Origin of the sequence: Pseudarthrobacter oxydans, from assembly GCF_013314975.1 — a bacterium.
GTDB classification, from domain to species: Bacteria; Actinomycetota; Actinomycetes; order Actinomycetales; family Micrococcaceae; genus Arthrobacter; species Arthrobacter oxydans.
In genome coordinates this window covers 94,507-120,754 of sequence record NZ_JABTYH010000013.1, presented here as the reverse complement: position 1 = coordinate 120,754, position 26,248 = coordinate 94,507, and the positions used below count along the sequence as shown (strand labels likewise).

27 protein-coding genes, 1 tRNA gene, 1 pseudogene and 1 riboswitch are annotated in these 26,248 nt (G+C 66.1%); of the genes and pseudogenes, 7 read left to right on the top strand and 22 right to left on the bottom strand.

From position 1 onward, the window contains the following. The 5 genes and pseudogenes from HTS88_RS10940 to HTS88_RS10920 all read right to left on the bottom strand — a co-directional run. A pseudogene (locus tag HTS88_RS10940) lies at positions 1 to 187 on the bottom strand (hypothetical protein); the annotation flags it as partial. A 146-nt stretch (positions 188 to 333) separates the two neighbouring features. Continuing rightward, positions 334 to 406, bottom strand: a tRNA-Val gene (locus HTS88_RS10935). A gap of 111 nt (positions 407 to 517) precedes the next feature. Then, positions 518 to 1,438, bottom strand: a complete 921-nt coding sequence (locus tag HTS88_RS10930) for an NAD-dependent protein deacetylase (RefSeq protein ID WP_174178231.1) — start codon at positions 1,436 to 1,438, stop codon at positions 518 to 520. A gap of 6 nt (positions 1,439 to 1,444) precedes the next feature. Next, the gene (locus tag HTS88_RS10925) at positions 1,445 to 1,939 is read right to left on the bottom strand and encodes a peroxiredoxin (RefSeq protein ID WP_174178229.1); all 495 of its coding nucleotides are present in this window, start codon (positions 1,937 to 1,939) and stop codon (positions 1,445 to 1,447) included. Then, complete coding sequence (locus HTS88_RS10920) at positions 1,936 to 2,355, bottom strand: DUF3052 domain-containing protein (RefSeq protein ID WP_174178227.1); 420 nt, start codon at positions 2,353 to 2,355, stop codon at positions 1,936 to 1,938. The genes HTS88_RS10925 and HTS88_RS10920 overlap by 4 nt, the downstream gene beginning before the upstream one ends. Positions 2,356 to 2,781: 426 nt before the next feature. Here HTS88_RS10920 and aceE point away from each other — a divergent pair, with 426 nt between their 5' ends. The 6 genes from aceE to HTS88_RS10890 all read left to right on the top strand — a co-directional run bounded on the left by aceE (position 2,782) and on the right by HTS88_RS10890 (position 10,767). Next, on the top strand, positions 2,782 to 5,523 hold the full coding sequence (aceE, locus tag HTS88_RS10915) for a pyruvate dehydrogenase (acetyl-transferring), homodimeric type (RefSeq protein WP_174178225.1): 2,742 nt from the start codon (positions 2,782 to 2,784) through the stop codon (positions 5,521 to 5,523). A 154-nt stretch (positions 5,524 to 5,677) separates the two neighbouring features. Next, complete coding sequence (locus HTS88_RS10910; RefSeq protein ID WP_174178223.1) at positions 5,678 to 6,922, top strand: PucR family transcriptional regulator; 1,245 nt, start codon at positions 5,678 to 5,680, stop codon at positions 6,920 to 6,922. 88 nt (positions 6,923 to 7,010) lie between these two features. Beyond that, a complete protein-coding gene (locus tag HTS88_RS10905; protein ID WP_174178221.1) occupies positions 7,011 to 7,940 on the top strand; it encodes an acyltransferase domain-containing protein in 930 nt (309 codons plus the stop codon). Further along, on the top strand, positions 7,937 to 8,998 hold the full coding sequence (locus HTS88_RS10900; RefSeq protein ID WP_174178219.1) for a beta-ketoacyl-ACP synthase III: 1,062 nt from the start codon (positions 7,937 to 7,939) through the stop codon (positions 8,996 to 8,998). Before HTS88_RS10905 ends, HTS88_RS10900 begins: the two co-directional genes overlap by 4 nt. Before the next feature lie 79 nt (positions 8,999 to 9,077). After that, positions 9,078 to 9,323 carry an acyl carrier protein gene (locus tag HTS88_RS10895; RefSeq protein WP_009359314.1) on the top strand — a complete coding sequence of 82 codons (246 nt, stop codon included), beginning with the start codon at positions 9,078 to 9,080 and terminating at the stop codon, positions 9,321 to 9,323. A gap of 208 nt (positions 9,324 to 9,531) precedes the next feature. After that, a complete protein-coding gene (locus HTS88_RS10890) occupies positions 9,532 to 10,767 on the top strand; it encodes a beta-ketoacyl-[acyl-carrier-protein] synthase family protein (RefSeq protein WP_174178217.1) in 1,236 nt (411 codons plus the stop codon). A gap of 88 nt (positions 10,768 to 10,855) precedes the next feature. On the opposite strand, the gene HTS88_RS10885 is transcribed toward HTS88_RS10890, so the two are convergent. The 17 genes from HTS88_RS10885 to HTS88_RS10805 all read right to left on the bottom strand — a co-directional run bounded on the left by HTS88_RS10885 (position 10,856) and on the right by HTS88_RS10805 (position 24,181). Then, entirely contained in the window at positions 10,856 to 11,359 is a 504-nt protein-coding gene (locus tag HTS88_RS10885) for a DUF3145 domain-containing protein (RefSeq protein WP_174178215.1), read from the bottom strand. 242 nt (positions 11,360 to 11,601) lie between these two features. Next, complete coding sequence (locus tag HTS88_RS10880; RefSeq protein WP_174178213.1) at positions 11,602 to 12,528, bottom strand: tyrosine recombinase XerC; 927 nt, start codon at positions 12,526 to 12,528, stop codon at positions 11,602 to 11,604. Between the two features lie 108 nt (positions 12,529 to 12,636). Next, positions 12,637 to 13,827 (bottom strand): DNA-processing protein DprA, encoded by a 1,191-nt coding sequence (gene dprA / locus HTS88_RS10875; protein ID WP_246256184.1) that lies wholly within the window; start codon positions 13,825 to 13,827, stop codon positions 12,637 to 12,639. An 11-nt stretch (positions 13,828 to 13,838) separates the two neighbouring features. Next, the gene (locus HTS88_RS10870; protein ID WP_174178209.1) at positions 13,839 to 15,383 is read right to left on the bottom strand and encodes a YifB family Mg chelatase-like AAA ATPase; all 1,545 of its coding nucleotides are present in this window, start codon (positions 15,381 to 15,383) and stop codon (positions 13,839 to 13,841) included. Further along, positions 15,384 to 15,740, bottom strand: a complete 357-nt coding sequence (locus tag HTS88_RS10865) for a YraN family protein (RefSeq protein ID WP_066276799.1) — start codon at positions 15,738 to 15,740, stop codon at positions 15,384 to 15,386. Positions 15,741 to 15,878: 138 nt separating this feature from the next. Beyond that, positions 15,879 to 16,205 carry a DUF2469 domain-containing protein gene (locus tag HTS88_RS10860; protein ID WP_056335405.1) on the bottom strand — a complete coding sequence of 109 codons (327 nt, stop codon included), beginning with the start codon at positions 16,203 to 16,205 and terminating at the stop codon, positions 15,879 to 15,881. Between the two features lie 48 nt (positions 16,206 to 16,253). After that, positions 16,254 to 17,024, bottom strand: a complete 771-nt coding sequence (locus tag HTS88_RS10855) for a ribonuclease HII (protein WP_174178207.1) — start codon at positions 17,022 to 17,024, stop codon at positions 16,254 to 16,256. Positions 17,025 to 17,026: 2 nt separating this feature from the next. Continuing rightward, on the bottom strand, positions 17,027 to 17,854 hold the full coding sequence (gene lepB, locus HTS88_RS10850) for a signal peptidase I (protein ID WP_174178205.1): 828 nt from the start codon (positions 17,852 to 17,854) through the stop codon (positions 17,027 to 17,029). After that, on the bottom strand, positions 17,855 to 18,529 hold the full coding sequence (gene lepB / locus HTS88_RS10845) for a signal peptidase I (RefSeq protein ID WP_174178202.1): 675 nt from the start codon (positions 18,527 to 18,529) through the stop codon (positions 17,855 to 17,857). An 86-nt stretch (positions 18,530 to 18,615) separates the two neighbouring features. Further along, the gene (rplS, locus tag HTS88_RS10840; RefSeq protein ID WP_066276805.1) at positions 18,616 to 18,975 is read right to left on the bottom strand and encodes a 50S ribosomal protein L19; all 360 of its coding nucleotides are present in this window, start codon (positions 18,973 to 18,975) and stop codon (positions 18,616 to 18,618) included. Positions 18,976 to 19,250: 275 nt separating this feature from the next. Continuing rightward, positions 19,251 to 20,063 (bottom strand): tRNA (guanosine(37)-N1)-methyltransferase TrmD, encoded by an 813-nt coding sequence (trmD, locus tag HTS88_RS10835; protein ID WP_174178200.1) that lies wholly within the window; start codon positions 20,061 to 20,063, stop codon positions 19,251 to 19,253. Continuing rightward, positions 20,064 to 20,612 carry a ribosome maturation factor RimM gene (gene rimM / locus HTS88_RS10830; protein WP_174178198.1) on the bottom strand — a complete coding sequence of 183 codons (549 nt, stop codon included), beginning with the start codon at positions 20,610 to 20,612 and terminating at the stop codon, positions 20,064 to 20,066. Between the two features lie 107 nt (positions 20,613 to 20,719). Beyond that, on the bottom strand, positions 20,720 to 20,962 hold the full coding sequence (locus HTS88_RS10825; protein ID WP_013601399.1) for an RNA-binding protein: 243 nt from the start codon (positions 20,960 to 20,962) through the stop codon (positions 20,720 to 20,722). A gap of 1 nt (position 20,963) precedes the next feature. Continuing rightward, positions 20,964 to 21,386 (bottom strand): 30S ribosomal protein S16, encoded by a 423-nt coding sequence (gene rpsP / locus HTS88_RS10820; protein ID WP_104184819.1) that lies wholly within the window; start codon positions 21,384 to 21,386, stop codon positions 20,964 to 20,966. A 215-nt stretch (positions 21,387 to 21,601) separates the two neighbouring features. Beyond that, on the bottom strand, positions 21,602 to 22,042 hold the full coding sequence (locus tag HTS88_RS10815) for a hypothetical protein (RefSeq protein WP_174178248.1): 441 nt from the start codon (positions 22,040 to 22,042) through the stop codon (positions 21,602 to 21,604). A 79-nt stretch (positions 22,043 to 22,121) separates the two neighbouring features. Then, the gene (locus HTS88_RS10810) at positions 22,122 to 22,997 is read right to left on the bottom strand and encodes a VOC family protein (RefSeq protein ID WP_174178196.1); all 876 of its coding nucleotides are present in this window, start codon (positions 22,995 to 22,997) and stop codon (positions 22,122 to 22,124) included. 101 nt (positions 22,998 to 23,098) lie between these two features. Beyond that, positions 23,099 to 24,181 (bottom strand): amidohydrolase family protein, encoded by a 1,083-nt coding sequence (locus HTS88_RS10805; protein WP_174178194.1) that lies wholly within the window; start codon positions 24,179 to 24,181, stop codon positions 23,099 to 23,101. A 77-nt stretch (positions 24,182 to 24,258) separates the two neighbouring features. Next, positions 24,259 to 24,366: riboswitch (TPP riboswitch) on the top strand. Between HTS88_RS10805 and thiC the strand changes: the two genes are divergently transcribed. Then, on the top strand, positions 24,361 to 26,184 hold the full coding sequence (gene thiC, locus HTS88_RS10800) for a phosphomethylpyrimidine synthase ThiC (protein WP_174178192.1): 1,824 nt from the start codon (positions 24,361 to 24,363) through the stop codon (positions 26,182 to 26,184). It overlaps the preceding riboswitch by 6 nt. Positions 26,185 to 26,248: the final 64 nt, after the last annotated feature.

Below are 26,248 nucleotides of genomic sequence, written 5' to 3'. Positions count from 1 at the left end.
GGACCTGGAGCTGGAGGACCTCGACGTCCACCCTGCTGAGCCCCGTGGGCATCCGGCGGCGCGTCTCCCACCAGTTGACCCGTTCGAACCACCTCACCGGTTCGGCACCCACGGCCCATTCCCTGCCACTGCTGAGCACCGCCGTCGGCCTGCCGTCGGTGCCTGTCCTCAGAATCACGTGTTCCATGCCTGCAAGCTATGGCAGGGGGCCGACATTCACGCCGGGCCGGGACACCAGGCGGGCAAACTGTGCAGTAAAAAGGGGGCAGCAGTAAAGGGGCAACAAAAAACCCCGCGGTTTCCGCCAGAAGGCGGAAACTACGGGGTTTGCGGTGGGTCCTACCGGGATCGAACCGATGACATCCACGGTGTAAACGTGGCGCTCTACCAGCTGAGCTAAAGACCCATTATTGCCGGACCAGGCGCTGCTGCGCTCTGACCAACGAACATAGACTCTACCCGACGACAGGCCTAAATTGCGAATCGGTACACGCGCCCTGCCCGTTCCGCCGCCCGGCTAGACCGGCGGAAGCTCAGCGGCGAGCCAGGTCAACGATTCGCTGACGCCGGCTTCCAGCTTGACGGTGGCCTTGTCGTCCCCGCGCGTGGCCCCACGGTTGATGATGACCACCGGCTTGCCGTCCTTCGCCGCGTGCCTGACAAACCTGAGGCCGCTCATCACCGTGAGGGAGGAACCCGCGACCACCAGTGCCGCCGCGTCGTCAACCATCCGGTAGGACGTTTCAACCCTGTCCTTGGGCACGTTCTCCCCGAAGTACACGAAGTCCGGTTTCAGCGTTCCTCCGCAGGCGGGACACACAGCAACAACGAAGCTGCTGATCAGTGCCTGGTCCTCAACAGTTGAATCGGCATCCGGCGCCATTTCCACCAGGCCTGATTCCTTCGCCCGGTCAATGAAGCCGGGGTTCAGTTCCTCCAGCATTCCTGCCAGCAGGCGGCGGGAGTAGGTCCGGCGGCAATCCAGGCAAACTATCTGGTCATACCGGCCATGGAGGTCCACTACATTGACGCTGCCGGCGTCCTGGTGGAGCCGGTCGACGTTCTGCGTGATGAGGCCCGTCAGGTGTCCACGGCGTTCCAGTTCGGCAGCGGCACGGTGGCCCTGGTTGGGATCAGCGTGGCGGAGGTGCGACCATCCGATATGGTTTCTCGCCCAGTAACGCTGGCGGTTCGCAGCCGCCTTCACGAACTCCTGATAGGTCATTGGTGTCCGCGGCGGCGATCCCGGCCCACGATAGTCGGGAATGCCCGAGTCGGTGCTGAGGCCGGCACCGGTTAGGAGGGCGAACCGGCGCCCTGCCAGCAGGTCCCTGATGCGGACCAGGACCTCAAGCTCATCGGAAGAAGGCAGGGCGGGAGGAACGGGCGGCATGCTGGCAAAGCCCGTGAGGCCCACACCATGCCGCTGCTCAGCCATAACCTGTCAGGCCTTATCCAGCCCGGCCAGCGCTTTGCGGTATTCGCCGAGGTCCCGGGCCTGTCCGCGCGGGTTCACCACGGTGTAGCGGATGGTGCCCCCGGCATCGATGATGAACGTGCCCCGCAGCGCCATTCCACTGTCAGGGTCGAAGACACCGTAGAGGCTTGCTGCGGCACCGTGGGGCCAGAAGTCCGCCAGCAAATCGAAGGTATACCCCTCCTGCTCGGCGTAAGCCCGCAGGGTGAACTTGCTGTCAACGGAGACCGCCAGGACAACTGCGTTCCCGTCTTCGAACAGGGCCAGGTTGTCCCTGATTTCGCAGAGCTCGCCGGTGCAGATGCCGGAGAAGGCGAAAGGGTAGAACACCAGCACCACGTTCTGGCCGCGGAAGGCGGACAACCTGACCGGCTCGCCGTACTGGTTGACCAGTTCAAAGTCGGGTGCAGGAGCGCCAACGGCGGGGACGGCAACGGAGGCAGCGGCAAGCGCTGCCGTCACTTGTTTTTCCTGCTCACCAGCCGCGTTGCGCTCCAGTCCTTGGATACGCCTGCCGACGTCGTCACGTGCAGTCCGGCGGTCGGCGCCGCTTCCTGGATATCCGCCGGGGAGACGTATCCGGTCCTTCCGGACTTGGGCGTCAGGACCCAGACGACGCCGTTTTCGCTTAGCGTGGTCAGCGAATCCATGAGGCTGTCCACGAGGTCCCCGTCGCCGTCGCGCCACCACAAAACGACGGCGTCCGCCACTTCATGGTCGTCCTCGTCCAGCAGCTCGGAACCCGTCAGGTCCTCAATATCGTCACGCAAGTCGAAATCGACGTCGTCGTCGTAACCGAACTCCTGAATCAGATCCCCATTCTTGAAACCCAATTTTTCCGCCACATTTACCGAAGTGGCGGCGTCGGCCTCGCTCACGTGTACCTCCAATGCCTTTTATGCGCGGTGCGCATAGTGATTTCCATTACTCCCAGCCAACACCCTTTGTGCCTGAGCTTCAAGCTGCCGCCCCCGTGATGTGGCATATTCTGCGTCACACCAGGTTCCGCCAACTCGCAGCGCAGCGGCTTTTCGTCACACAACCAGTATGACGGCGAAATACAACCGGGCCGCCCAACCCGCGGCTACGCATCGCGTTGGGGACAGAGTTAGAGTGGCAGGTGACAACTATGCCTGCGGGGCAACAACCCTGTAACTCCAATGCAGACGTAGGAATGCTAGGACCCTGCCCGGCACACATGACCGGGCTGTTGTAACCGATACGTCGCACACGGCGTATGTACGCCGGGCGGTCACCCTGCCCGGCCTGAGTGCGCCATCAATGCGCGCAAAGAGAGGTTGGACGTGGCTGCAGGAGAAGATACCTCCCATATCCTCAGCGGGTTGACTAACCAGCTGCCTGATCGTGATCCGGAAGAGACTGCCGAGTGGGTTGAGTCCCTGGATTCGTTGATCAGGGAACAGGGCACGGAGCGTGCCCAATTCATCATGCGGAGCCTGCTGCAGCGTGCCGGCGCGCAGAGCGTCGGGGTGCCGATGGTGACCACCACCGATTACGTGAACACGATCCCGGTGGACCAGGAAGCACCGTTCCCGGGCAACGAGGAATACGAGCGCCGGTACCGGGCGTACATGCGGTGGAACGCCGCGGTGATGGTGCACCGGGCGCAGCGGGCGAACATCGGCGTGGGCGGGCATATCTCCACCTATGCCGGGGCCGCGACCCTGTACGAGGTCGGCTTCAACCACTTCTTCCGCGGCAAGGACCACCCCGGCGGCGGCGACCAGGTCTTCTTCCAGGGCCACGCCTCCCCCGGCATGTACGCCCGGGCGTTCATGGAAGGCCGGCTCTCGGAGGAGGACCTGGACGGGTTCCGGCAGGAAAAGTCCAAGGAAGGCCACGCCCTGTCCTCCTACCCGCACCCGCGCCTGATGCCCGAGTTCTGGGAGTTCCCCACCGTGTCCATGGGCATCGGGCCGATGAACGCGATCTACCAGGCCCAGTCCAACCGGTACCTGCACAACCGCGGACTGAAAGACACCTCCGACCAGCAGGTCTGGGCGTTCCTGGGCGACGGTGAAATGGACGAGCCCGAGTCCCGCGGCCTGCTCCAGCTCGCCGCGAACGAGAACCTGGACAACCTGAACTTCGTGATCAACTGCAACCTCCAGCGCCTGGACGGGCCCGTGCGCGGCAACGGCAAGATCATGCAGGAACTCGAAGCGTTCTTCCGAGGCGCGGGCTGGAACGTCATCAAGGTCGTCTGGGGCCGGGAATGGGATGACCTGCTCACCAAGGACACCGACGGGTCCCTGGTGAAGATCATGAACGAAACCCCCGACGGCGACTACCAGACCTACAAGGCAGAATCCGGCGGGTTCGTCCGCGAACACTTCTTCGGCAAGGACCCGGCCACCAAAGACCTCGTCGCGGACCTCACCGATGACCAGATCTGGAACCTCAAACGCGGCGGCCACGACTACCGCAAGGTCTACGCCGCGTACAAGGCCGCCACCGAATTCAAGGGCAAACCCACCGTCATCCTCGCCAAAACCGTCAAAGGCTACGGCCTCGGACCGCACTTCGAGGGCCGCAACGCGACCCACCAGATGAAGAAACTCACCCTGGATGACCTGAAGAAGTTCCGCGACCACCTGCGGATCCCCGTCACGGACGAACAGCTCGAAAAAGACCTGTACCAGCCGCCGTACTACCACCCCGGCACGGACGCCCCGGAAATCAAGTACATGATGGAGCGCCGCGCGGCCCTGGGCGGGTCCGTTCCCGAACGCCGGTCCAAGCACGCCGAGATCACCCTGCCCGAGGCCAAGTCCTACGAAGTCGCCAAACGCGGCTCGGGCAAACAGCAGGCCGCCACCACCATGGCCTTCGTGCGCCTGCTCAAGGACCTGATGCGGGACAAGAACTTCGGCAAGCACATCGCCCCGATCATCCCGGACGAGGCACGCACGTTCGGCATGGACGCGTTCTTCCCCACCGCGAAGATCTACAACCCCAAGGGCCAGAACTACCTCTCCGTGGACCGCGACCTGGTCCTGGCGTACAAGGAATCCGCCCAGGGCCAGCTGATCCACCCCGGCATCAACGAAGCCGGCGCCGTGGCAGCCTTCACCGCCGCCGGCACCGCCTACGCCACCCACGGCGTGCCCCTGGTCCCGGTCTACGTGTTCTACTCCATGTTCGGCTTCCAGCGCACCGGCGACGCCTTCTGGGCCGCAGCAGACCAAATGACCCGCGGCTTCATCATCGGCGCCACCGCAGGACGGACCACCCTCACCGGCGAAGGACTCCAGCACGCCGACGGCCACTCCCCCCTGCTCGCCTCCACCAACCCCGCCGTGGTCACCTACGACCCCGCCTACGGCTACGAAATGGGCCACATCATCCGCGACGGCCTCGAACGCATGTACGGGCCGGACTCGGAAGACCGGAACCTGATGTACTACCTCACGGTGTACAACGAGCCGATCACCCAGCCCGCCGAACCCGAGGAACTGGACGTCGAGGGCGTGATCAAGGGCATCTACCTGCTCGCCCCGGCAAAGATCGACGGTCCCCGGACCCAGATCCTCGCCTCCGGCGTCTCCGTCCCCTGGGCCCTCGAAGCCCAGCGGATCCTCGCCGAAGACTGGTCAGTCTCCGCCGACGTCTGGTCCGTGACCTCCTGGAACGAACTGCGCCGCGACGGACTCGCCGCCGAGGAGGAAGCCTTCCTCAACCCCGGCGAACCCGCCCGCGTCCCCTTCGTCACCCAGCAGCTCGAAGGGGCCACCGGACCCGTCGTCGCCGTGTCCGACTACATGAAGGCCGTCCCCGACCAGATCCGGCAATTCGTCCCCAACGAATTCGCCACCCTCGGTGCCGACGGCTTCGGCTTCTCCGACACCCGCGCCGCAGCACGCCGCTTCTTCAAGAACGACACCCACTCCATCGTGGTGCGTTCACTGGAGATGCTCGCCCGCCGCGGCGAGGTGGATGCGCAGGCCCCGATCAAGGCGATTGAGAAGTACAGGCTTCACAACGTCAATGCGGGCACCACGGGCAACGCCGGCGGCGAAGCCTAGCCTGTCTCCTAAGTAAAGACGCGACGGCGGCCCCCTCCACAAGGCGGGGGCCGCCGTCGTCCGTTAAGGCCCAGGGGCCATGTGACGCAGGGCAATGTGGATTGTAGCCTTTGCACAAATGGAGGTTGCGGGACGCTGCCCGTATGCTCAAAGAATGCCAGCACCTGCCACCCCGTCCGCCAAGCGCAAACCGTCCACTCCGGGGGTTACTCCGGAGAAGTCGGAGACCCTTAAGAAACTGCGGGCAAACGTGGGCCAGCTGTCCACCACCACCATGCGCGAGCTGGAAAAGTCGCTGCCCTGGTACAGCCGCCTCAGCTCGGACGAGCGCTCGGCGCTGGGCATGGTGGCACAGAACGGCATAGCGGCTTTTGTCACATGGTACGAGCGGCCCAGCTCTCCGTCATGGATCCTGACGGACGTCTTTGGAACAGCACCCACCGAACTGACCCGCTCCATCAGCCTGCAGAAAGCCCTGCAGCTGATCCGGATCGTGGTGGAGGTGGTGGAGGACCAGGTACCGGTCATTGCACCGGAGGCCGACCAGCCGTCCCTCCGTGAAGCCGTGCTGCGCTACTCGCGGGAGGTTGCCTTTGCTGCGGCCGACGTCTACGCGCGTGCCGCGGAATCCCGGGGGTCCTGGGATACCCGGCTTGAGGCCCTGATTGTGGACGCCATCCTGCGCGGCGAGAACACGGACGCTTTGCGTTCCAGGATCGCGGCGCTTGGCTGGAAGGCCCAGGAGCGCTTCACGGTCATGGTGGGCAACTCCCCCTCGGAGCCCAGTGCCAGCTACGTCAGCGAACTGCGCCGCATGGCCGGCCGGTACGCGGAGGATGCGCTGGTGGGCATCCAGGGCGACCGGCTCATCCTCATCCTGGGCGGCGTGCAGGACAGGGAAACCGCATATGTGAAGCTCAGCGAGATGTTTGCTCCCGGCCCTGTGGTGTACGGCCCCGAGGCCGGTTCACTGCTGGAGGCCAGCGGTTCCGCCCAATCGGCATTTGCCGGCCTGACCGCGGCCAGGGCGTGGCCCTCCGCCCCCCGGCCCGTGGCTGCCGACGATTTGCTGCCTGAACGGGTCATCTCCGGGGACGACGCCGCCCGCCGGTCCCTGGTCAAGAACATCTACCGCCCCCTCCTGGCGGCATCCAACGGGCTCGTCGAAACCCTCGGCACCTACCTGGAGCTGGGGCATTCACTGGAGGCGACAGCGCGGGAACTCTTCGTTCACGCGAACACCGTGCGGTACCGTTTGAAGCGCGTCTGCGACGTCACGGGGTGGGATCCACTCCTGCCGAGGGAGGCTTTCGTGCTGCAGGCCGCACTCGTCGTGGGGCGTCTTTCGGCGCCACCGAAAGCTGCGGCCGAACGCCAGCCGTCCCGGAATCAGCCCTGACGCGTTGTAGACTTCCTACAACCTGACCCCGTGAGCTTGGTGCGGACAAACACCGCTGGATCACACAGTAATTTGGAAAGCTGGATACGTGCTTGCAATAGTCTGCCCTGGACAGGGCTCACAGACCCCGGGTTTTCTGGCCCCTTGGCTGGAACTGCCCTCGGTGGCAGGCCAGCTGGCCGCCCTCAGCGACATCGCAGGCATTGACCTGATCGCCCACGGGACCACCTCGGACGAAGAAACCATCAAGGACACCGCCGTAGCGCAGCCCCTGATCGTGGCCGCCGGACTTGTTGCGGCCGCTTCCCTGTTCGATGTTGAGCTCAGCTCACTTCCGGTCATCCTGGCAGGCCACTCCGTTGGTGAAATCACCGCCTCCGCCCTCGCAGGCGTACTCACCGAGCAGGAGGCCATGACGTTCGTCCGCGAGCGGGCCAACAGCATGGCTGCAGCTGCTGCCGTCACCCCCACCGGCATGAGCGCAGTGGTGGGCGGCGACCCCGCCGACGTCCTGGCAGCCATCACGGCCTCGGGCGCCACTCCAGCCAACGTCAACGGCGCGGGACAGACCGTTGCCGCAGGAACCTTTGACCAGCTGAAGGCCCTGGCCGACAACCCGCCGGCAAAGGCCCGGGTCATCCCCCTGAAGGTTGCCGGCGCCTTCCACACCAGCCACATGGCTCCCGCAGTCAGTGCCCTTAAGGCGCTTGAACCCCAGCTGAAGCCGCAGGCGCCGAAGGTGCCGCTGCTGTCCAACTACGACGGCGGTGAAGTCACTGACGGCCACGCCGCCGTCGGGAGGCTCATCGCCCAGGTGTCACGTCCCGTCCGCTGGGACCGGTGCATGGAGACGATGGTTGCGCGGGGCGTCACCGGCGTCATTGAACTTGCTCCTGCCGGCACTCTTGCCGGGCTCGCCAAGCGGGGCATGCCCGGCGTCAAAACCGTCGCGGTCAAAACCCCGGACGACCTTTCCGCCGCCCTGGCGCTTTTCGCAGAACTGGAGGGCAACGCATGAGCGTTCCCACACTGAAACAGGCCCCGATTCAGGAGCACACCCGGATCCTCGGCCTGGGCGCCTTCCGGCCGGACGTCATCGTCACCAACGAAGACGTGTGCCAGTGGATCGATTCCTCCGACGAATGGATCCGCCAGCGCACCGGCATCGTGACCCGCCACCGGGCCCCGGCCGGGGTCAGCGTCATCGACATGGCCGAGGGCGCTGCCCGCGAGGCGATGGAGAAGGCTGGAATCCAGGCCTCGGACCTGGGCGCCGTCATCGTCTCCACCGTGACCCATCCCTACGCCACGCCGTCTGCCGCGGCCGCCCTGGCGGACCGCCTGGGCGCCACCCCGGCACCCGCCTTTGACATCTCCGCAGCCTGCGCCGGCTACTGCTACGGCATCGCCCAGGGGGACGCACTGGTCCGTTCAGGCGCCGCGAAATACGTCCTGGTGGTGGGCGCTGAAAAGTTGTCGGACGTCATCGACAACCGTGAACGAACCATCTCCTTCCTGCTCGGGGACGGTGCCGGCGCCGTCGTCATTGGACCCTCCGAAACTCCCGGAATCGCACCGTCGGTCTGGGGGTCGGACGGCAGCAAGTGGGACGCCATCGGCATGACCCGTTCCATGCTGGATGTCCGCGACCTTGGCATGGCTGCCCGCCAGTCGGACTCGACAGGGGACCTTGCCCTGCTCGAGGAAGCCCAGGAACTGTACCCCACCCTCCGCCAGGACGGCCAGACCGTCTTCCGCTGGGCCGTGTGGGAGATGGCAAAGGTGGCCCAGCAGGCCATGGACGCAGCCGGTGTACAGGCCGACGACCTGGTGGCCTTCATCCCCCACCAGGCCAACATGCGCATCATCGACGAGATGGTGAAGAAGCTGAAGCTGCCCGAGACGGTTACAGTGGCACGGGACATCGCCGATGCAGGGAACACCTCTGCAGCGTCCATTCCGCTGGCCACCCACCGCCTGCTGGCCGAAAAGCCGGAACTGAGCGGCGGACTGGCCCTCCAGATCGGATTCGGGGCCGGGCTCGTCTTCGGCGCACAGGTAGTTGTCCTTCCTTAGGAACGCCCCAACAGGCCGCAACCGCGTCCTGAACCATTTCCGGCAGCCCCTGCCGGCAATACAAGAAAAGGAGCCATCAATGGCTAGCAACGAAGAGATCCTGGCCGGCTTGGCTGAAATCGTCAACGAAGAAACCGGCCTGGCCCCCGAGGCCGTGGAGCTGGACAAGTCCTTCACCGAGGACCTGGACATCGACTCCATCTCCATGATGACCATTGTGGTCAACGCCGAAGAGAAGTTCGGCGTGCGCATCCCGGACGAAGAGGTCAAGAACCTCAAGACCGTCGGCGACGCCGTCAGCTTCATCGCCGGAGCACAGGCCTAGCCAAGGCTTCCGCCGTTCAATCGGCATGGCAGGGCTGCCGGTCCGGACGACCGGACCGGCAGCCCGCCGCATTTTCCGGTACCTGCACCACGCGGCAGTCCCCCTACGGGCGTTGTCCCCGGCAGCGTTGTTGCTTGAAGCAGTGTGCCGATCATCAATACGCGGGACCTCCGGCAGACGGATTCCCCACCGACGAAAGAGTGATCCCATGACACGCAAAGTAGTCATTACCGGTCTGGGTGCCACCACGCCCATCGGCGGCGATGTACCCACGATGTGGAACAACGCGCTCAAGGGGGTCTCCGGTGCCCGCACCCTGGAGGACGACTGGGTAGCCAAGTACGAGCTTCCCGTCCACTTCGCCGCGCGTTGCAGCACCCCGGCCCTGGACGTGCTCAGCCGCGTCGAGGCCAAGCGGATGGACCCGTCCACCCAGTTCGGCGTCATCGCAGCCCGTGAAGCCTGGGCTGACTCCGGCATCACCGACTTTGACAAGGACAGGCTGGCAGTCGCCTTCGCCACGGGTATTGGCGGCGTCTGGACGCTCCTTGATGCCTGGGACACCCTCAAGGAAAAAGGCCCCCGCCGGGTCCTCCCCATGACCGTTCCCATGCTGATGCCCAACGGCGTTGCCGCAGCCGTCAGCCTGGACCTCGGCGCCCGCGCCGGCGCCCACACCCCTGTTTCCGCCTGCGCGTCCGGCACCGAAGCCCTGCACCTCGGGCTCGACCTGATCCGCTCAGGCAAGGCCGACGTGGTCATGTGCGGCGGCGCCGAAGCCGCCATCCACCCGATGCCCCTCGCAGCCTTCGCCTCCATGCAGGCCCTCTCCCGCCGGAACGACGAGCCGGAACGCGCTTCCCGCCCCTACGACACGGGCCGCGACGGCTTTGTTATGGGTGAAGGCGCCGGAGCCCTGGTCCTCGAAGCTGAGGAGCACGCCCTGGCTCGCGGGGCGCGCATCTACGGTGAACTGGCGGGAACATCCGTCACCGCCGACGCCTACCACATCACCGCCCCCGACCCCGCAGGCCTGGGTGCCACCCGCGCACTGAAGGCCGCAATGTTCGATGGCAGGATCCAGCCGGAGGATGTGGTGCACGTCAACGCGCACGCCACGTCAACGCCGGTGGGAGACAAACCTGAATACACGGCCCTCCGCGCTGCACTGGGAAACCATGTGGACAACGTCGCCGTCTCCGCGACGAAGTCCCAGATGGGCCACCTCCTGGGCGCATCCGGTGCCGTTGAGGCCGTCCTGACTGTGCTTGCTGTCTACGACCGAAAGGCACCGGTCACCATCAACCTGGAAAACCAGGACCCGGAGATCCCGCTCGACGTCGTCACCTCGGCCCGCGACCTGCCCGCAGGCAACATCGTGGCGCTGAGCAACTCGTTCGGCTTTGGTGGCCACAACGCCGTGATTGCGGTCCGCAGCGTCTGATGTTCCGGACCTTGTACCGCGTACAAGAGGAGGCCCCGCCATTCGGCGGGGCCTCCTCTTTGCTATGGAAAAATCAGGTCGACGGCGGTCAGCCCACCTGGTGGAGCCAACGGACAGGGGCGCCTTCGGCCGCGTGCCGGAACGGCTCAAGTTCCTCGTCCCAGGCCTCCCCGAGGGCAAGGGAAAGCTCATGGTAGACGGCTGCGGGGTCGCCGGCGCCCGACTCGTAGGCGTACCGGATCCTGTCCTCGGACACCATGATGTTGCCGTGCACGTCGGTGACGGCGTGGAATATGCCCAGCTCAGGGGTGTGGGACCAGCGGCCGCCGTCGACACCCTGGCTTGGCTCCTCGGTGACCTCATAGCGGAGATGCGCCCATCCCCGCAGGCACGACGCAAGCTGCGATCCCGTGCCGGGGGCACCGGTCCAGGACAACTCGGCCCGGAACATTCCGGGCGCGGCAGGCTGCGGGGTCCACTCAAGGTCCGTCCGCTTGTCCACGACAGATCCGATGGCCCACTCAACGTGGGGGCACAGAGCCGTAGGGGCCGAGTGAACGAACAGCACACCGCGGGTCATTGCAACAGACATTCCATCCTCCATAGCTCTAGGTACGTCTTCCCCAACGACCTCTGCCTGGATGGAACTGCCGTGCCGTGCACTGCGGCTGTGTTTCCTGCCTGCGTATTCAGATGTATCAGATAAAGCTGTGTCCGGGCTTACCGTGACGCAGGAAGCTGCTAGCTTCAAGCGGGACTTGAAAGTTGCCGGACGTGATTCTTATTGTGCCGTACCGCACCAAATTACGCCAGTGCGATTCCCGTAACGCGGACTTACGCCCTCGGGTGCGCCTGCTGGTAGCTCTTGCGAAGCCGGTCGACCGAGACGTGGGTATAGATCTGGGTGGTGGCCAGGCTGCTGTGCCCGAGGATTTCCTGCACCGCGCGCAGATCGGCTCCGCCGTCCAGCAGGTGCGTGGCCGCCGAATGCCGGAGCGCGTGCGGGCCTGACGCGGAGGTGTCGCCGAGCCCAGCGAAAAGGTCGTTGACCATGGCGCGGACCTGCCGCTGGTCCACCCTTCCGCCCCGGACGCCCAGGAAGAGGGCCGGCCCGCTGTTGTCCCGGACAACGAGTGGCCTGCCGCGCCGCAGCCAGTCATCCACTGCCAGGGCTGCCGGAACACCGTACGGAACAGTGCGCTCCTTGTTGCCCTTGCCGATGACGCGCAAAGTCCGCCGGTCCGGGTCCAGGTCATCAACGTCCAGCCCGGCCAGTTCGCCCACCCGGACTCCCGTGGCGTAGAGCAGCTCCACGATGGCGCGGTTCCGCAGGGCGAGCGGGGCACCCTCGGCCGCAGCCTCTTCAAGGGTGGACAGCAGCCGGGTCAACTGTCCGGCCTGCAGTACCCCGGGCAGGGACTGTTCGCGCTTGGGGGCCTTGAGCCGGAGGGCGGGATCGGTGGTGATACGTTCCTCCGCCATGGCCCAGGCCGTAAAAACCCTGACAGCGGCGGACCGGCGGGCCAGGGTGCTGCGCGCCGCGCCCTCCTGGCTCTGGGCACCGAGCCAGCGCCGGAGGGTTCCGAGTTCCAGGTCCTGGAGCCGGACCGCGCCTTCGGACGCAGCGTGGGACAGGAGGCTGCGGACATCACCCAGGTATCCGCGGAGAGTATGGGGGGAGACTGCGCGCTCGGCGGACAGGTACTGCGCGAAGGCGTCAAGCGCCCCGCCGAGCTCCGCAGGCAATCCCTCATCATCCACCCGTCTACTCTCTCAGCTGCGGTGGGGAAATTATTGGCTGACACGCGTCGCGCCGCCCGGCGCCTGCGCCTCAGGTCCGGGGCGGCCGTACCTGCCGGGCAATTCGCGTCAGCCTGTTGCCTTGCCGCGTTTCCAGCCTCCCCGTTCCGGGACGGCGAGGCCCAGCAGGCCCAGCCGGCCCAGCCCGGCCCGCACCGACTCCTGGGCCAGGCCGGCCACCACCGAGAGTTTTTCCACCGATGTCACGGAGCGGAGGGGAAGAGCGTCCAGGAGGATCAGATCCTCCAGCGTCAGCCCGTCCTGCACCGCGGCCTGCCCGTGGCGGGGATCAGGGAGGGCGGAGCCGCTCGGCCCGGCCAGCTCGGCTACCTCGGCAGCATCGGTCACGCAGACAGCGCCGCCGTCCCTCAGAAGCCGGTGGCATCCGGCCGAGTTGGCGCTGTGTACCGACCCCGGAACAGCCCCGACCGCCCGGCCAAGGGTCTCGGCGTGATGGGCGGTGTTGAGCGCCCCGGACCGCCACCTGGCCTCGACCACCACGGTCACGGCGGACAGGGCGGCAATGATGCGGTTACGTTGCAGGAACCGGTAACGGGTGGGAGCGGAGCCCGGCGGAACCTCGGCCAGGACAGCGCCTTGGTTGGATACGGCCCGCAGGAGGTCATCGTTCCCCGAAGGATAGAACCGGTCCACTCCCCCTGCCATCACAGCAATGGTGGGGACCGCACCGGACGCTCCGGCGAGGGCGGCCCGGTGGGCATGCGCGTCGATCCCGTAGGCCCCTCCCGACACCACGGTGAAGCCGCGCTGGGCCAGCGAGTAGGCAAGATCGCCGGTGACGGAGGCGCCGTAACTGGTGCTGTCCCGCGAGCCAACCAGGGCTATGGATGTTGCTGCTCCGGGCAGCGGCTGTTGCTGGCCCCGCCACCAGAGGCAGATCGGCTCCTGGATTCCAAGGTCAGCCAGCTGGACCGGCCACAATTCGTCCGACGGAATGATCAGCCGGCCGCCCAGCCGCGCCATGGTTGCCAGGTCCCGCTCGGGGGCCAGATCCGGTATCCGGGGATGCCAGCGTTTCAGGGAAGCGGCCAACCCTGCCCAGCTGGTGCCAGGGCCCCCGTCCGAGAGCAGCGCGGTGATCTCCCGCTCCAGCTCGGGGCCGGCCGACAGTTGCCCCGTGGCGATCCGCAGGGCATCCACTGCCCCGGCCGCCTGCACCAGCGCAAGGCCGGCCGCGTCCTGGGGTTCCATGAGGCGTGAGAGTGCGGCTCGGGAACGCCGCTCGATGCCCGAATCCATGGCTGCCTCCTTCATGCTGCGGCCGCCGTTGCCTGCCGAAGCCCCAGCGCCTGGCCGATGTCGTTGATGTCCGGTTGCTCCCGGTATCCCAAGTCGGCGAGGGTCCATGCGAGCCGGAGCACCCTGTCGTAGCCGCGCGCCGTGAGGATGCCGCGCTCCAGGGAATGATCCAGGATGCGCGTCACTGCGGGCGGGAGCCGAAGCTCGCCCCGGAGGATGCGGCCGGGGATCTGCGCATTGGTTTCCAGCCCGTAGGCGGCCAACCGCTCCCGTTGCCGGGACCGTGCGCCCAGCACCCGCCGTGCGACAGTTGCCGTGTCTTCCTCAGCCCCTGCCTGTCCGAAGTCGGCCAGGGAAACCCGTTCCACCTGAAGCTGGATGTCCACCCTGTCGAGGAGCGGACCGGACATCCTGGCCAGGTAACGCCGTCGCATCATGGGCGTGCAGGTGCAGTCGAGGCCTTTGCCGGAGGCCTTGCCGCAGGGACAGGGATTGGCGGCGAGCACCAGCTGGAACCTTGCTGGGTAGGCAGCGGTTCCTGCTGACCGGTGGATCACCAGTTCACCGCTTTCCAGGGGCTGGCGGAGGGCATCGAGCACGCGGCGCTCGTACTCGGGTGCCTCGTCAAGGAACAGGACTCCGCGGTGGGCACGGGAGGCGGCTCCGGGCCGGGGAAGCCCCGAGCCTCCCCCAATGATGGCTGCCGCGGTTGCCGAGTGGTGCGGACTTTCGAAGGGTGGCCGCCGGAGGAGCTGCACAGGGGAAGACGGCAGTCCGCACAGCGAATGGATGGCCGTGACCTCCATGGACTCATGGTCGCCAAGATCCGGCAGGAGCCCGGGCAGGCGTTCCGCCAGCATGGTCTTGCCCGCGCCCGGAGGACCGGTCAGGAGGAGGTGGTGGGCGCCGGCAGCTGCGACTTCCAGTGCGCGCCGGGCATCCCCCTGGCCGGAGACATCCGCCATGTCAGGGTAAGTGCCGGCCTCCACTCCTGCGTCCCCGGGGCTGTCCGTGTCCTCTGGTTCGAAATCCAGCGCAAGCTCCTGGGGATCCGCGCCGAATTCCAGCGCCAGCCGGGCCAGGGTGCTGTACCCCCGCACGTTGGCATCGGGAACCAACGATGCCTCCGCCAGGTTTGCCTGCGCCACAACGATGTCCGGAAAACCGGCCTGCACCGAGGCCATCACCGCCGGCAGGATTCCGCGAACAGGGCGCAGCCGGCCGTCGAGTCCCAGCTCTGCGATAAACACCGTCCGCCCGGTGGGTTTGATGTCATTGGCGGCGCGGAGTACGGCCATGGTCACCGCCAGGTCGAATCCGGATCCCCGCTTCGGCAGGGAGGCGGGGATGAGGTTGGCGGTGATCTTCCGGCGGCTCAGCGGAATTCCGGAATTCTTCGCCGCCGACCGGATCCGCTCCTTGGCCTCATTAAGGGAAGCGTCCGGGAGGCCGAGCAGTACGAATGCAGGGAGGGTCTGGCCGATGTCGGCCTCGACCTCCACCATGTAGCCGTTGAGCCCCACCAGGGCAATGGAGTAGGTGCGTCCCAGCGGCATTCAGCCCACCCCCCTGAGGTGCTCCACCAGGGGCGACCCGCCGCCGTCGTCAATCACCGCGATGACGTCAACGCGCCGCAGCGGCATCCGAAGCTCACGGTCCCGGCACCATGCGGCCCCCAGCCGGTGCAGCCGCGCCAGCTTGTCCGGGCCAACGGCTTCAAACGGATGGCCGTAATCGAGGGTACGGCGGGTTTTGACCTCGGCGATCACGAGGGCATCGCCGTCGAGCGCGACGATGTCTATTTCACCCTCGGTGCAGCGCCAGTTGCGCTCCACCACGAGCATGCCAAGGGTTTCCAGGTATCCGGCGGCAAGGTCCTCGCCGTGCCGGCCCAGCAGGTCTTTCGATTTCATGTCTACCTCCGCAACCAGCCTGGACGGGCTGGAACACGAAGGACAGGACGGCGGTCCCCTATGTGGATGAACCGGGCCCGGCAGGCCTTGTGAAGGAAAAGTCAGCTGTGCAGGGGAAGTCCGGGCCCGCGCAAGGTGCTAGTTGCCCAGGTCGACATCCTTGGGCAGGGCAAGCTCCTCGTTGCGCGGAAGCTCTTCGACGTTGACGTCCTTGAAGGTCAGGACGCGGACACTCTTGACGAACCGTGCGGAACGGTAGACGTCCCAGACCCAGGCATCCTGCAGGGTCAGGTCAAAGTAGACCTCGCCGTCTGCGCTGCGGGCCTGCAGGTCCACGTGGTTGGCCAGGTAAAAGCGGCGTTCGGTCTCGACAACATAGCTGAACAGCCCGACGACATCGCGGTATTCACGGTAGAGCTGAAGCTCCATGTCGGTTTCGTAGTTTTCAAGATCCTCGGCACTCATGCTTCCATCTTGCACCATCGGCAGGGCGGCTGGTGTCCGGCGCGGGGCTCAGTCCCCGTCGGCAGGCCCTGCACCGTCCGCCAGGCCTTCGTCAGCCAGTTCCCCGCCAAGGAGCCGCCAGCTGACCCGGTGGTATGGCGTGGGCCCGGCAGCACGGAGGACATCCCGGTGCAGTGCGGTGGCGTAGCCCTTGTTGACGTCCCAGCCGAAGTCAGGGAACTCAGCATGGAGCTCCCGCATCATCCGGTCGCGCTCAACCTTTGCGATGACGCTGGCAGCCGCCACGCTCAGGCACTGCATGTCCGCCTTGACCTTGGTGTGCACGGGAGCGTCGCAGCTGCCCTCCAGTACCGGCTCGTCGAACAGGGACAGCTGCCCGGCAGGTGAGAGCCAGTTGTGGCTTCCGTCCAGGAGCACCGCCTCGGGGCGGACACCCGCGGAAAGGACTTCCTGCCACGCCCTGGTTCCGGCAAGGCGCAACGCGGCGATGATGCCGATGGAGTCGATTTCCTGCGCTGAGGCGTGGCCCACTGCCGACGCCACGCTCCACCGGCGGACCAGCGGGTCAAGGCGTTCCCGCTCCGCAGGGGGCAGGAGTTTGCTGTCCCGGACCCCGGCCAGGGGCTTCTGCCGTTCCAGGTCAACGACGGCGATGCCCACACTGACGGGCCCGGCAAGCGCGCCGCGCCCCACCTCGTCTACACCGGCAAGGTACCGGATCCCCTGGGCCTTGAAGGTCCGCTCGTGCCGGAGGGTGGGTGCCTTCCCTGGTGAGGGAACCTTGGTGGAACCCGGCCTGGTCTTGAGTGCGGCGGGCATGGTCAGGGCGCCGCCGGTACGTTGCGGAACACGTCGGGATAGTTGCCCAGGGTGGTGAACCGGCTCAGCGGCCAGGCAATGACGGCGGCCTTGCCCTCAAGGTCGGCCATGTCGATGAATCCGCCGTCGGAGTCCATGTGGGCGCGGGAGTCGGCGGAATGGTTGCGGTTGTCTCCCATCACCCATACCTTGCCCTCGGGGACAGTCACGTCGAAGTTGCGGATCTGCGGGATTTCAGCCGGATTGACGTAGCTCTCGTTGATGGCGGTCCCGTTAATGGTCAGTCTACCGCCGGCATCGCAGCAGACCACGTGGTCACCCGGGAGCCCGATGACCCTCTTGACCAGGTGCTGCTCGGAGTTGTCCGGCAGCAGGCCAACGAACGTCAGCCCGTCCTGGACCCAGGTGAAGGGGCCCTGCGGTTGTTCGGGCGCGGGCTGGAGCCAGCCCTTGGTGTCCCGGAAAACCACGACGTCGCCGCGGTTCAGCGCGAACGGCTCGGGGACCAGGAGGTTGACGAAGATGCGGTCGTCCACTTCCAGGGTGTTGACCATGGACTCGGACGGGATGAAGAACGCACGGAACAGGAAGGTCTTGATCAGGAAGGACAGGACGACGGCGATCACCACCACCGTGGCCACTTCCTTCAGCCATGCGAAGACGGGGCTGCCGGCGGGCTTCGCCGCAGACTTGGCGGCGGCGCGGCTGCCCGCGGCGCCGGACGCAGGCGCGCCAGGACCCTGGGCCGAAGTCCCGGGAACGGCATCGGCCGGAACGTCCGAAGCGCCTTCGTGGCGTGGTTCGGGAGTCCGCGCGTGGTTCTCGGGCATCTACTGTCCGTTCTCTGTTGTTGGTCCTGCAGGCGGACGGGGTATTGAAGCAAATCTATCAAGCGGCCAGATGATCTGGACCGGCCTGCCGATCACCCTGTCCAGCGGGACCATGCCGCCGCCGGGGGCTCCGAGCAGGCTTCGCGAATCGGCCGAGACGGAGCGGTGGTCCCCCATCAGCCACAGCCGGCCATCTGGGACCACGGCACTGAACCTTTGGGTGCTGGGGGCATCTCCGTTGAAGATGTAGGGCTCCGCCAGGGGCTCCCCGTTCACCGTCACGTTGCCGCCGCCGTCGCAGCAGGCCACCGAGTCCCCGGGGAGCCCGATGACCCTCTTGACGTAGGTGGTGTCGCTGCCGGTGAGGCCGACCCAGTGGGTGACGGCAGCCGCGGTGTCCGCCAGGGGGCCCTTGCCGCTGTTGAGCGGGGCGAAACTGCCCCTGCCGTCAAAGACGACGATGTCCCCGCGCCGGATCGGCTCGGCGCGGAAGTCGGTCCGGGAAACCAGGATGCGGTCCCCGCCTTCCAGCACGGGCTCCATGGACGCGGACGGGATGAAGTACACATCAAGCCACAGTGATCGGACCAGTCCGCTGACCGCAACGGCCAGGATGGCGGCCAGGAACGCAAAACGCCAGCCCATTTTCCGGGGCTGGCGTTTTGTGTGGTCCATGGTCCGTATCCTGGGCGCTGGTGCTGAATGGCTCCGGCGCTGGCCGGATACGGCTGTGGCCCGGCCTCTGCAGGTCCGAAAAGGACTTACTTTGCGGTGCTGAAGTCGCGCTTTTCCTTGATCTTCGCAGCCTTACCGCGCAGTGCGCGCATGTAGTAAAGCTTCGCGCGGCGGACGTCACCCTTGGTGACGACCTCGATCTTGTCGATGATCGGGGAGTGAACCGGGAAGGTACGCTCCACACCGACGCCGAAGGAGACCTTGCGGACCGTGAAGGTCTCACGGACGCCGTCGCCCTGGCGGCCCAGGACGAAGCCCTGGAATACCTGGACACGGGAGTTCTTGCCTTCGATGATGTTCACGTGCACCTTGAGGGTGTCACCCGCGCGGAACTCGGGAACATCGGTACGCAGCGAGGCTGCATCGAGGGAATCGAGAATATGCATAATTGCACTCCTGGTGAACGCCACAGGTCATTCACTTTGGGTCACGGCAGCAAAACCTGGGGCGCTCGTGGCGCACCGGGGATCTCCGCCGAAAGGTAAGTGGTCCGGCCACTTCACTGGTTGATGAGGCCGGTTGCCTTAGCTGTTGGTTGCGCTCCCCCTGTGGCAGGTGCGGACCCAGCAGACACAAGGACTAATTTTGCCACACTGCGGGGTCTACGGCCAATCCCGCAGCGCCCGCACCCAGGCTGCCTGCCATGGCTGCATGACGCCCCTTAGTCCTGCGGGGTGCCTTCAGCGCCGGGCCGGCGGCGCAGGCGGCCGTTCACGACGTCGTATCCCAGGTCCTGCAGTTCGGTGCGGTCGGCACGCGGCAGCTTCCCGGCGTCGAACGCTTCGAGGAGGTCGGGGCGGCGTTCCGCCGTCCGCCGGAACTGTTCATGGCGGCGCCACTGCGCAATCCTGCCGTGGTTCCCGCTCAGCAGCACGGCAGGCACTTCGCGCTCGCGCCACACAGAGGGCTTGGTGTAGACGGGGTACTCCAGGAGCCCGTCGGAATGGGATTCCTCCACCAGGGACTCGGGGTTGCCTACAACGCCCGGCAGCAGTCGTCCAATGGCTTCCACCATGGCCAGCACCGCAACCTCGCCGCCATTGAGGACGTAGTCACCCAGGCTGACGGGGCGGACGTCGAAATGCTCCCGGGACCACTCGATGACGCGTTCGTCGATGCCCTCGTAGCGTCCGCAGGCAAACGCGAGGTGCTCCTGCTCGGCCAGCTCGTAGGCCAGCGCCTGGGTGAACCTCTCCCCCGCCGGCGACGGCACGATCAGGACAGGCCTGCCCGATCCCTCCGGGCGGTCGGCTGCGATGGATTCCAGGGCCTGCGCCCATGGTTCGGGCTTCATCACCATGCCGGCGCCCCCGCCGTAGGGCGTGTCGTCGACGGTGCGGTGCCTGTCCGTGGTGAAGGCGCGGAGGTCGTGGACGCGGAGGTCCAGGATCCCGTCCTGGCGGGCTTTCCCGATCAGGGACAGTTCCAGCGGTGCCAGGTATTCGGGAAAAATACTGACGACGTCGATCCGCATTTAGTCTTTCTCCTCCGGCTCCGAAGCGGCTGCTTCGTCCTCCGCATTCAGCTCGAAGAGGCCGTCCGGCGGCGTGAGGAGGATGAACCCGCCGTCAACATTGACCTCGGGCACGATCTGCTCCACGAAGGGAATCAGGATTTCCTTGCCCTCCGGAGTGGTAACCATCAGCAGGTCCTGGACGGGCATGGTGTTCAGTGCGGTGACCTTGCCGACCACCCGGGAACCGATTCTGGCCTCGAGGCCAACGAGTTCGTGCTCGTACCAGCCTTCGTCGTCGTCTTCGTCCAGCTCCTCGGTTTCAATGAAAAGCTTGGCACCCCGGAGGGTTTCCGCTTCGTTGCGGGTCCCAATTTCGTCGAAGCCCAGCAGCAGGATGTCCTTGTTCCAGCGGGCGCTGTTTACGGTGAGCGGTCCCGCTGACGCCGGCTCAACCACGAATTCGGTGCCCGGCACGAACCTGTCCCCAGGGGCGTCGGTCAGGACCTGGACCGTCACTTCGCCGCGGATGCCGTGCGGTTTGCCGATTCGTGCCACCTGAAGCTGCATGTGTTCCTCTGTGTTGGATGTGGTTTTCGGTGCTCTGGTAAAAGCACTCCGGCCCCTCCACCGCATGGGTGGAGGGGCCGGAGCTAAAACGGAATAGTGCCGAGCGCTCAGCGGCGGCGGTCGGTGTCGACAACGTCGACCCGTACCGGTTCACCACCGGCCAGGGCTGCCACTACGGTGCGCAGTGCGCGCGCCGTGCGGCCCTGGCGGCCAATCACCCGTCCAAGGTCGTCCTGGTGAACGCGCACTTCGAGGGTGTCCCCGCGGCGGTTGCTCTTGGAGCTGACCTTGACGTCGTCCGGGGAATCAACGATTCCGCGGACCAGGTGTTCCAGCGCTTCTGCCAGCAATCTACTCAGCCTCGGTGGTCTCTGCCTCGGCCTCGGCGGGAGCTTCGGCTGCGTCAGACTTGGATGCCTTCTTGGTGATGGCTTCCGGGATGATCACGGAACCCTTTTCCGGGGCAACGAAGGCTTCCTTCTGGGTCTTGGTCTTCAGGGTGCCTTCCTGGCCCGGCAGGCCCTTGAACTTCTGCCAGTCACCGGTGATCTTGAGGATCGCGGCGACCTGCTCGGACGGCTGGGCGCCGACGGACAGCCAGTACTGGGCACGCTCGGAGTTGACCTCGATGTATGAGGGCTCTTCGGTGGGGTGGTACTTGCCGATCTCTTCGATGGCGCGGCCGTCACGCTTGGTGCGTGAGTCCGCGACGACGATGCGGTAGTACGGTGCGCGCATCTTGCCAAAGCGCTTAAGGCGAATCTTTACGGCCACTGTTGTGGTCACTCCTGTTTCAGAAAAGGGGGTGAACCCGGCGTTCTGCACCCGTGGGGCGGGCCATACTTGCGGGTTCGAAGGACAGGATCCAGACGCGGAGAGAGGGGCCACGCAGATCGAGTACCTGTTTATTGTGCCAGATCAGCGCCAGGATTTCGACTTGGCGCGGCGTGACACGGGCGACGCCGGCCGGAGGTTCCGGCCGGATCAGCTCAGGCGGACCAGACGTACAGGCCGGTACGCTCCGAGTCGTCGATTCCGCCGGCGAGTTCAGCGAGCCGCTGCACGTATGTCCGCGCCTCTGCAGCGCCAAACGGCATGTCATCCTGCGCGGCCCACTGCTCGGCAACCTCTTCGAGGATGTCGCCTTCCCCTTCGGTTTCATAGGACAGCAGGTCCGCCAGGGCGCGCACCATGGCCGGGGGCACGGCCAGGAGCGAATCGCTGCCCACATCCACCATGGTCAGTTCGTAATCCGCTCCTCCGGCGTGCACGGCGGTACCGGCCAAGTCGCCCAGCTGCTCCACTTCAAAATCGCTGATGTCCGGAATCCGGACCGCGTCACCTGCGGGAGCGCTGCCGCCGCCGTCAAGGACGCCAGCACGCTTCAGTGCTGCGTCGTGGGTGGCAACAAAGATCTCGGTGAAGCCCATGGGGATTGCCCTCATTCCTTTGGCGGTGGTGCGGCCGCCGGGAGGCTGCTCCTGCCCGGCCGTTCGGATTCAGCCTAGTTCAGCGCACAGCCACCCGGATGCGGTTGCGCCACGGATCCTCGAAGCGGAGTTCGGCTCCGGTGTGGTGCGCGGCAACGCCGGCGACCTTGAGGCGGTCGGCGAGGGAGCCGACGTCGTCCCCTGACGGCACCTCGATGAGGACCTCGCCCAGGCCGAGGGTGTCCTTGCGGGGTCCCGCCCCGCGGCTGTTCCAGACGTTCATGGCCATGTGGTGGTGGTAGCGTCCGGCGGAAACAAACAGGGCCTGCCCGTGCCAGCCGGCGGTCTTCTCGAAGCCGAGGGTCCCCACGTAGAAGTCGCGCGCCGTCTGGACGTCTCCCACCTGGAGGTGCACGTGGCCGACGCCTGCCACGGACCCGAGCTGGCGCTCCAGGGAATCTTCCGTCAGGTGCTGCTCGAGGTACCGCTGCGGCGGGAGGGCCAGGCTGTCCATCACCACGTCCGTGCCGTTCCAGGACCAGTTGCTGCGCGGCCGGTCCCAGTAGAGCTCGATGCCGTTGCCCTCGGGGTCGTTGAAGTAGAAGGCTTCGCTGACAAGGTGGTCGGCGCTGCCGGTGAACGAGCGCGGTTCGAACCGGGCGGCGGTGGCGATGGTGGCAGCAAGGTCTGCCTGGTTCTCGAACAGCAGCGCCGTGTGGAACAGGCCGGCCTCTCCCCTGCCCGGCAGGTTCAGCCCGGGCGCGGGCGCCAGGTGCACAAGCGGCTTCTGCAGCCGGCCAAGGTAGATGCCGCCGTCCTGCTCCGCAATGACCTCCAGGCCGAGGGCGCGCTGGTAGTAGTCGGTCATAACCTTCATGTTGCCCACCTTGAGCATCACAGTGCCCATGGCGAGGTCGGCAGGAAGAAGATCCTGGCTTGCGGCTTGTGCAGTCATTGGTAACTCCCGGTGCTGTGGGCCTTCCGGTTGGCAGCCCTTACACACTTAAAATTACTTGAAGCTTCAATTTATTCCAAGTCCCGGGGCCGGTTATCTTTTCAGCGGACCACCCGTCCGCCCAGGACAACGTGCGCCAGGTTACGGACCGCTTCCGGTACCTTCCGCGGGTCCTCCCGGCACAGGACAACATCTGCCCGTGCCCCTTCCTCCAGGCCCTCCGCGCCCAGCCACTCCCGCGCACTCCAGCACGCGGCGTCCAGGGCAGACGCCATGGGCAGCCCGGCAGCATGGAGGGCCAGGATCTCGTCGGCGATCCTGCCGTGCCTGATCACGCTGCCGGCGTCGGTCCCGGCGTAGATCCGCACGCCGGCCTCGAACGCCTCAAGCACCCGCTCCTCCCGCCGTTCCCACAGTGAACGCATGTGCGTCGCATACTGCGGGAACTTGGGTGCTGCCTGCGCGGCGATGTCCGGGAACGTGGCGATATTGACCAGGGTGGGCACAATGGGCACCTGCTGCTCCACGAAGCGGGGCAGGTGCCGCGGCAGGAGGCCGGTGGCGTGCTCGACGCAGTCGATGCCGGCGTCCAGCACGTCGTCGAGCGTCTCTTCCGCGAAGCAGTGGGCGGTGACGCGCGCGCCTTCGTCATGGGCGGCCAGGACTGCATCGCGGACGACGGCGGCAGGGAACGACGGCGCGAGGTCGCCGGCGCCGCGGTCAATCCAGTCCCCCACAAGCTTGACCCAGCCGTCACCTTCCCTGGCCTGTTTACGGACAGCTTCCACCAGGCCCTCCGGTTCGACTTCCTCAGCAAACCCCCGCAGGTACCGGCGCGTGCGCGCAACGTGGCGTCCGGCGCGGATCAGCACCGGGACGTCCTTTCTGTCCTGCAGCCATCGCGTGTCAGCAGGGGAACCTGCGTCCCGGATCAACAGTGTGCCTGCCATCAGGTCCGTCCGCGCCTGCTCTTCGGCAGTCGGAGCATCCACCGCCCCTCCCACGCCGAGCCCGATGTGGCAGTGGGCATCCACGAAGCCCGGCAGCACCCATCCCGCCAGGATCCGGTCCGGAGCCTTCGCCGGCCGGCGGAACGTCAGGCGCCCGTCGACGGACCACAGTCCGTGCTGCTCACTCCCGGGTCCGGTCAGGACTGTTCCCGTGAAGTGGATGATTTCTGCCATGTGCACCTCTTTCCTGCCCGGTCAGGCTAGCACCGGCAATGTGACAAGCCCCGAAAGAAGGGCTGTGGTAGCTTTCATCTTGACCACACGGGTGCCCCTGCAGGGGCTGAGATCGGGCTGACGCAGCCTGCGACCGTCGAACCTGTCCGGGTAATGCCGGCGAAGGAAGTGAGTATTCCTTGAGTACACCAAATCAGCAGCTTAACCCTGCCCGCAACACCCCGGGTGCCGCCACTGACGGGAACCCGCCGCCGGTGACGCAATCCTTGAAATCCCACTCCCTGGCCTACCTCGAGGACGCCGGGACCGGGATCCGTGTTCCCGTGACGGAAATTGCGTTGGAGCCGTCCCCCAACGGCATTGCGAACCAGCCGTTCCGGACCTACCGGACGGCCGGTCCGGGGAGCAATCCAGTTCAGGGCCTTCCTCCCTTTCGCAGGGAATGGATCGAGGCGCGGGCAGACACGGAAGCGTACAGCGGCAGGGAGAGGAACCTGCTCGACGACGGCCGCTCGGCTGTACGCCGCGGCGCCGCCAGCGCGGAGTGGAAGGGAGCGCCTCCCGTGCCGCGCCGCGCCGTAGAGGGCCGGACCGTGACCCAGATGCACTATGCGCGCCAGGGCGTCACCACCCCGGAAATGCGCTTCGTGGCGCTGCGGGAGAACTGCGATGTTGAACTGGTCCGGAGCGAACTCGCCGCGGGCCGGGCCATCATTCCCAACAACATCAACCACCCCGAATCCGAGCCGATGATCATCGGCAAGGCCTTCCTGGTGAAGATCAACGCCAACATCGGCAACTCGGCAGTGACCAGTTCAATCGCCGAAGAGGTGGACAAGCTGCAGTGGGCAACCCGGTGGGGCGCCGACACCGTCATGGATCTCTCCACCGGCGACGACATCCACACCACCCGGGAGTGGATCATCCGCAATTCGCCTGTCCCGATCGGCACCGTCCCCATCTACCAGGCCCTGGAGAAGGTCAACGGCGAAGCCAACGCCCTGACCTGGGAGATCTTCCGTGACACCGTCATCGAACAGTGCGAGCAGGGGGTGGACTACATGACCATCCACGCCGGCGTGCTGCTTCGCTACGTCCCCCTGACCGCCAACCGCGTCACGGGCATCGTGTCCCGTGGCGGGTCCATCATGGCCGGGTGGTGCCTGGCGCACCACCGGGAGAACTTCCTCTACACGCACTTCGATGAGCTCTGCGAAATTTTCGCCCGGTACGACGTCGCGTTTTCCCTGGGTGACGGCCTGCGGCCGGGGGCGACGGCGGATGCCAACGATGCCGCGCAGTTTGCCGAGCTGGACACGCTCGCCGAGCTCACGCAGCGTGCCTGGGAGCACGACGTCCAGGTGATGGTGGAGGGTCCTGGACACGTCCCGTTCCACCTGGTCAGGGAGAACGTTGAACGGCAGCAGGAGCTGTGCAAGGGCGCGCCGTTCTACACGCTGGGCCCGCTGGTGACCGACGTGGCCCCGGGCTACGACCACATCACCTCCGCCATCGGTGCAACGGAAATTGCCCGCTACGGCACGGCAATGCTGTGCTACGTCACGCCCAAGGAACACCTGGGGCTGCCCAACAAGGACGACGTCAAGACAGGGGTGATCACGTACAAGATCGCTGCTCACGCGGCAGACCTTGCCAAAGGCCACCCGGGCGCCCACGAACGTGATGACGCACTGTCCAAGGCACGCTTCGAGTTCCGGTGGCGGGACCAGTTTGCGTTGTCGCTGGACCCGGAGACGGCCGAGGCCTTCCACGACGAAACCCTCCCGGCCGAACCGGCGAAGACCGCGCATTTCTGCTCCATGTGCGGGCCCAAGTTCTGCTCCATGAGGATCAGCCAGGACATCAGGGACGAGTACGGCTCCGCCGAGTCGCAGGCGGCGCTTGCTGTAGCGGTAGCCGGCATGCGGGGCAAGAGCGAGGAATTCCTGGCCGCCGGCGGGAAAGTCTATTTGCCGGAGCTGAGCGTTCCGCCGGGGCGCTAGCAGCCTGCAGGTGCCGTCCGGCTGGTCATTGGGGGCCGGCCGGACGGGCCCCTGTGGAGGGCAG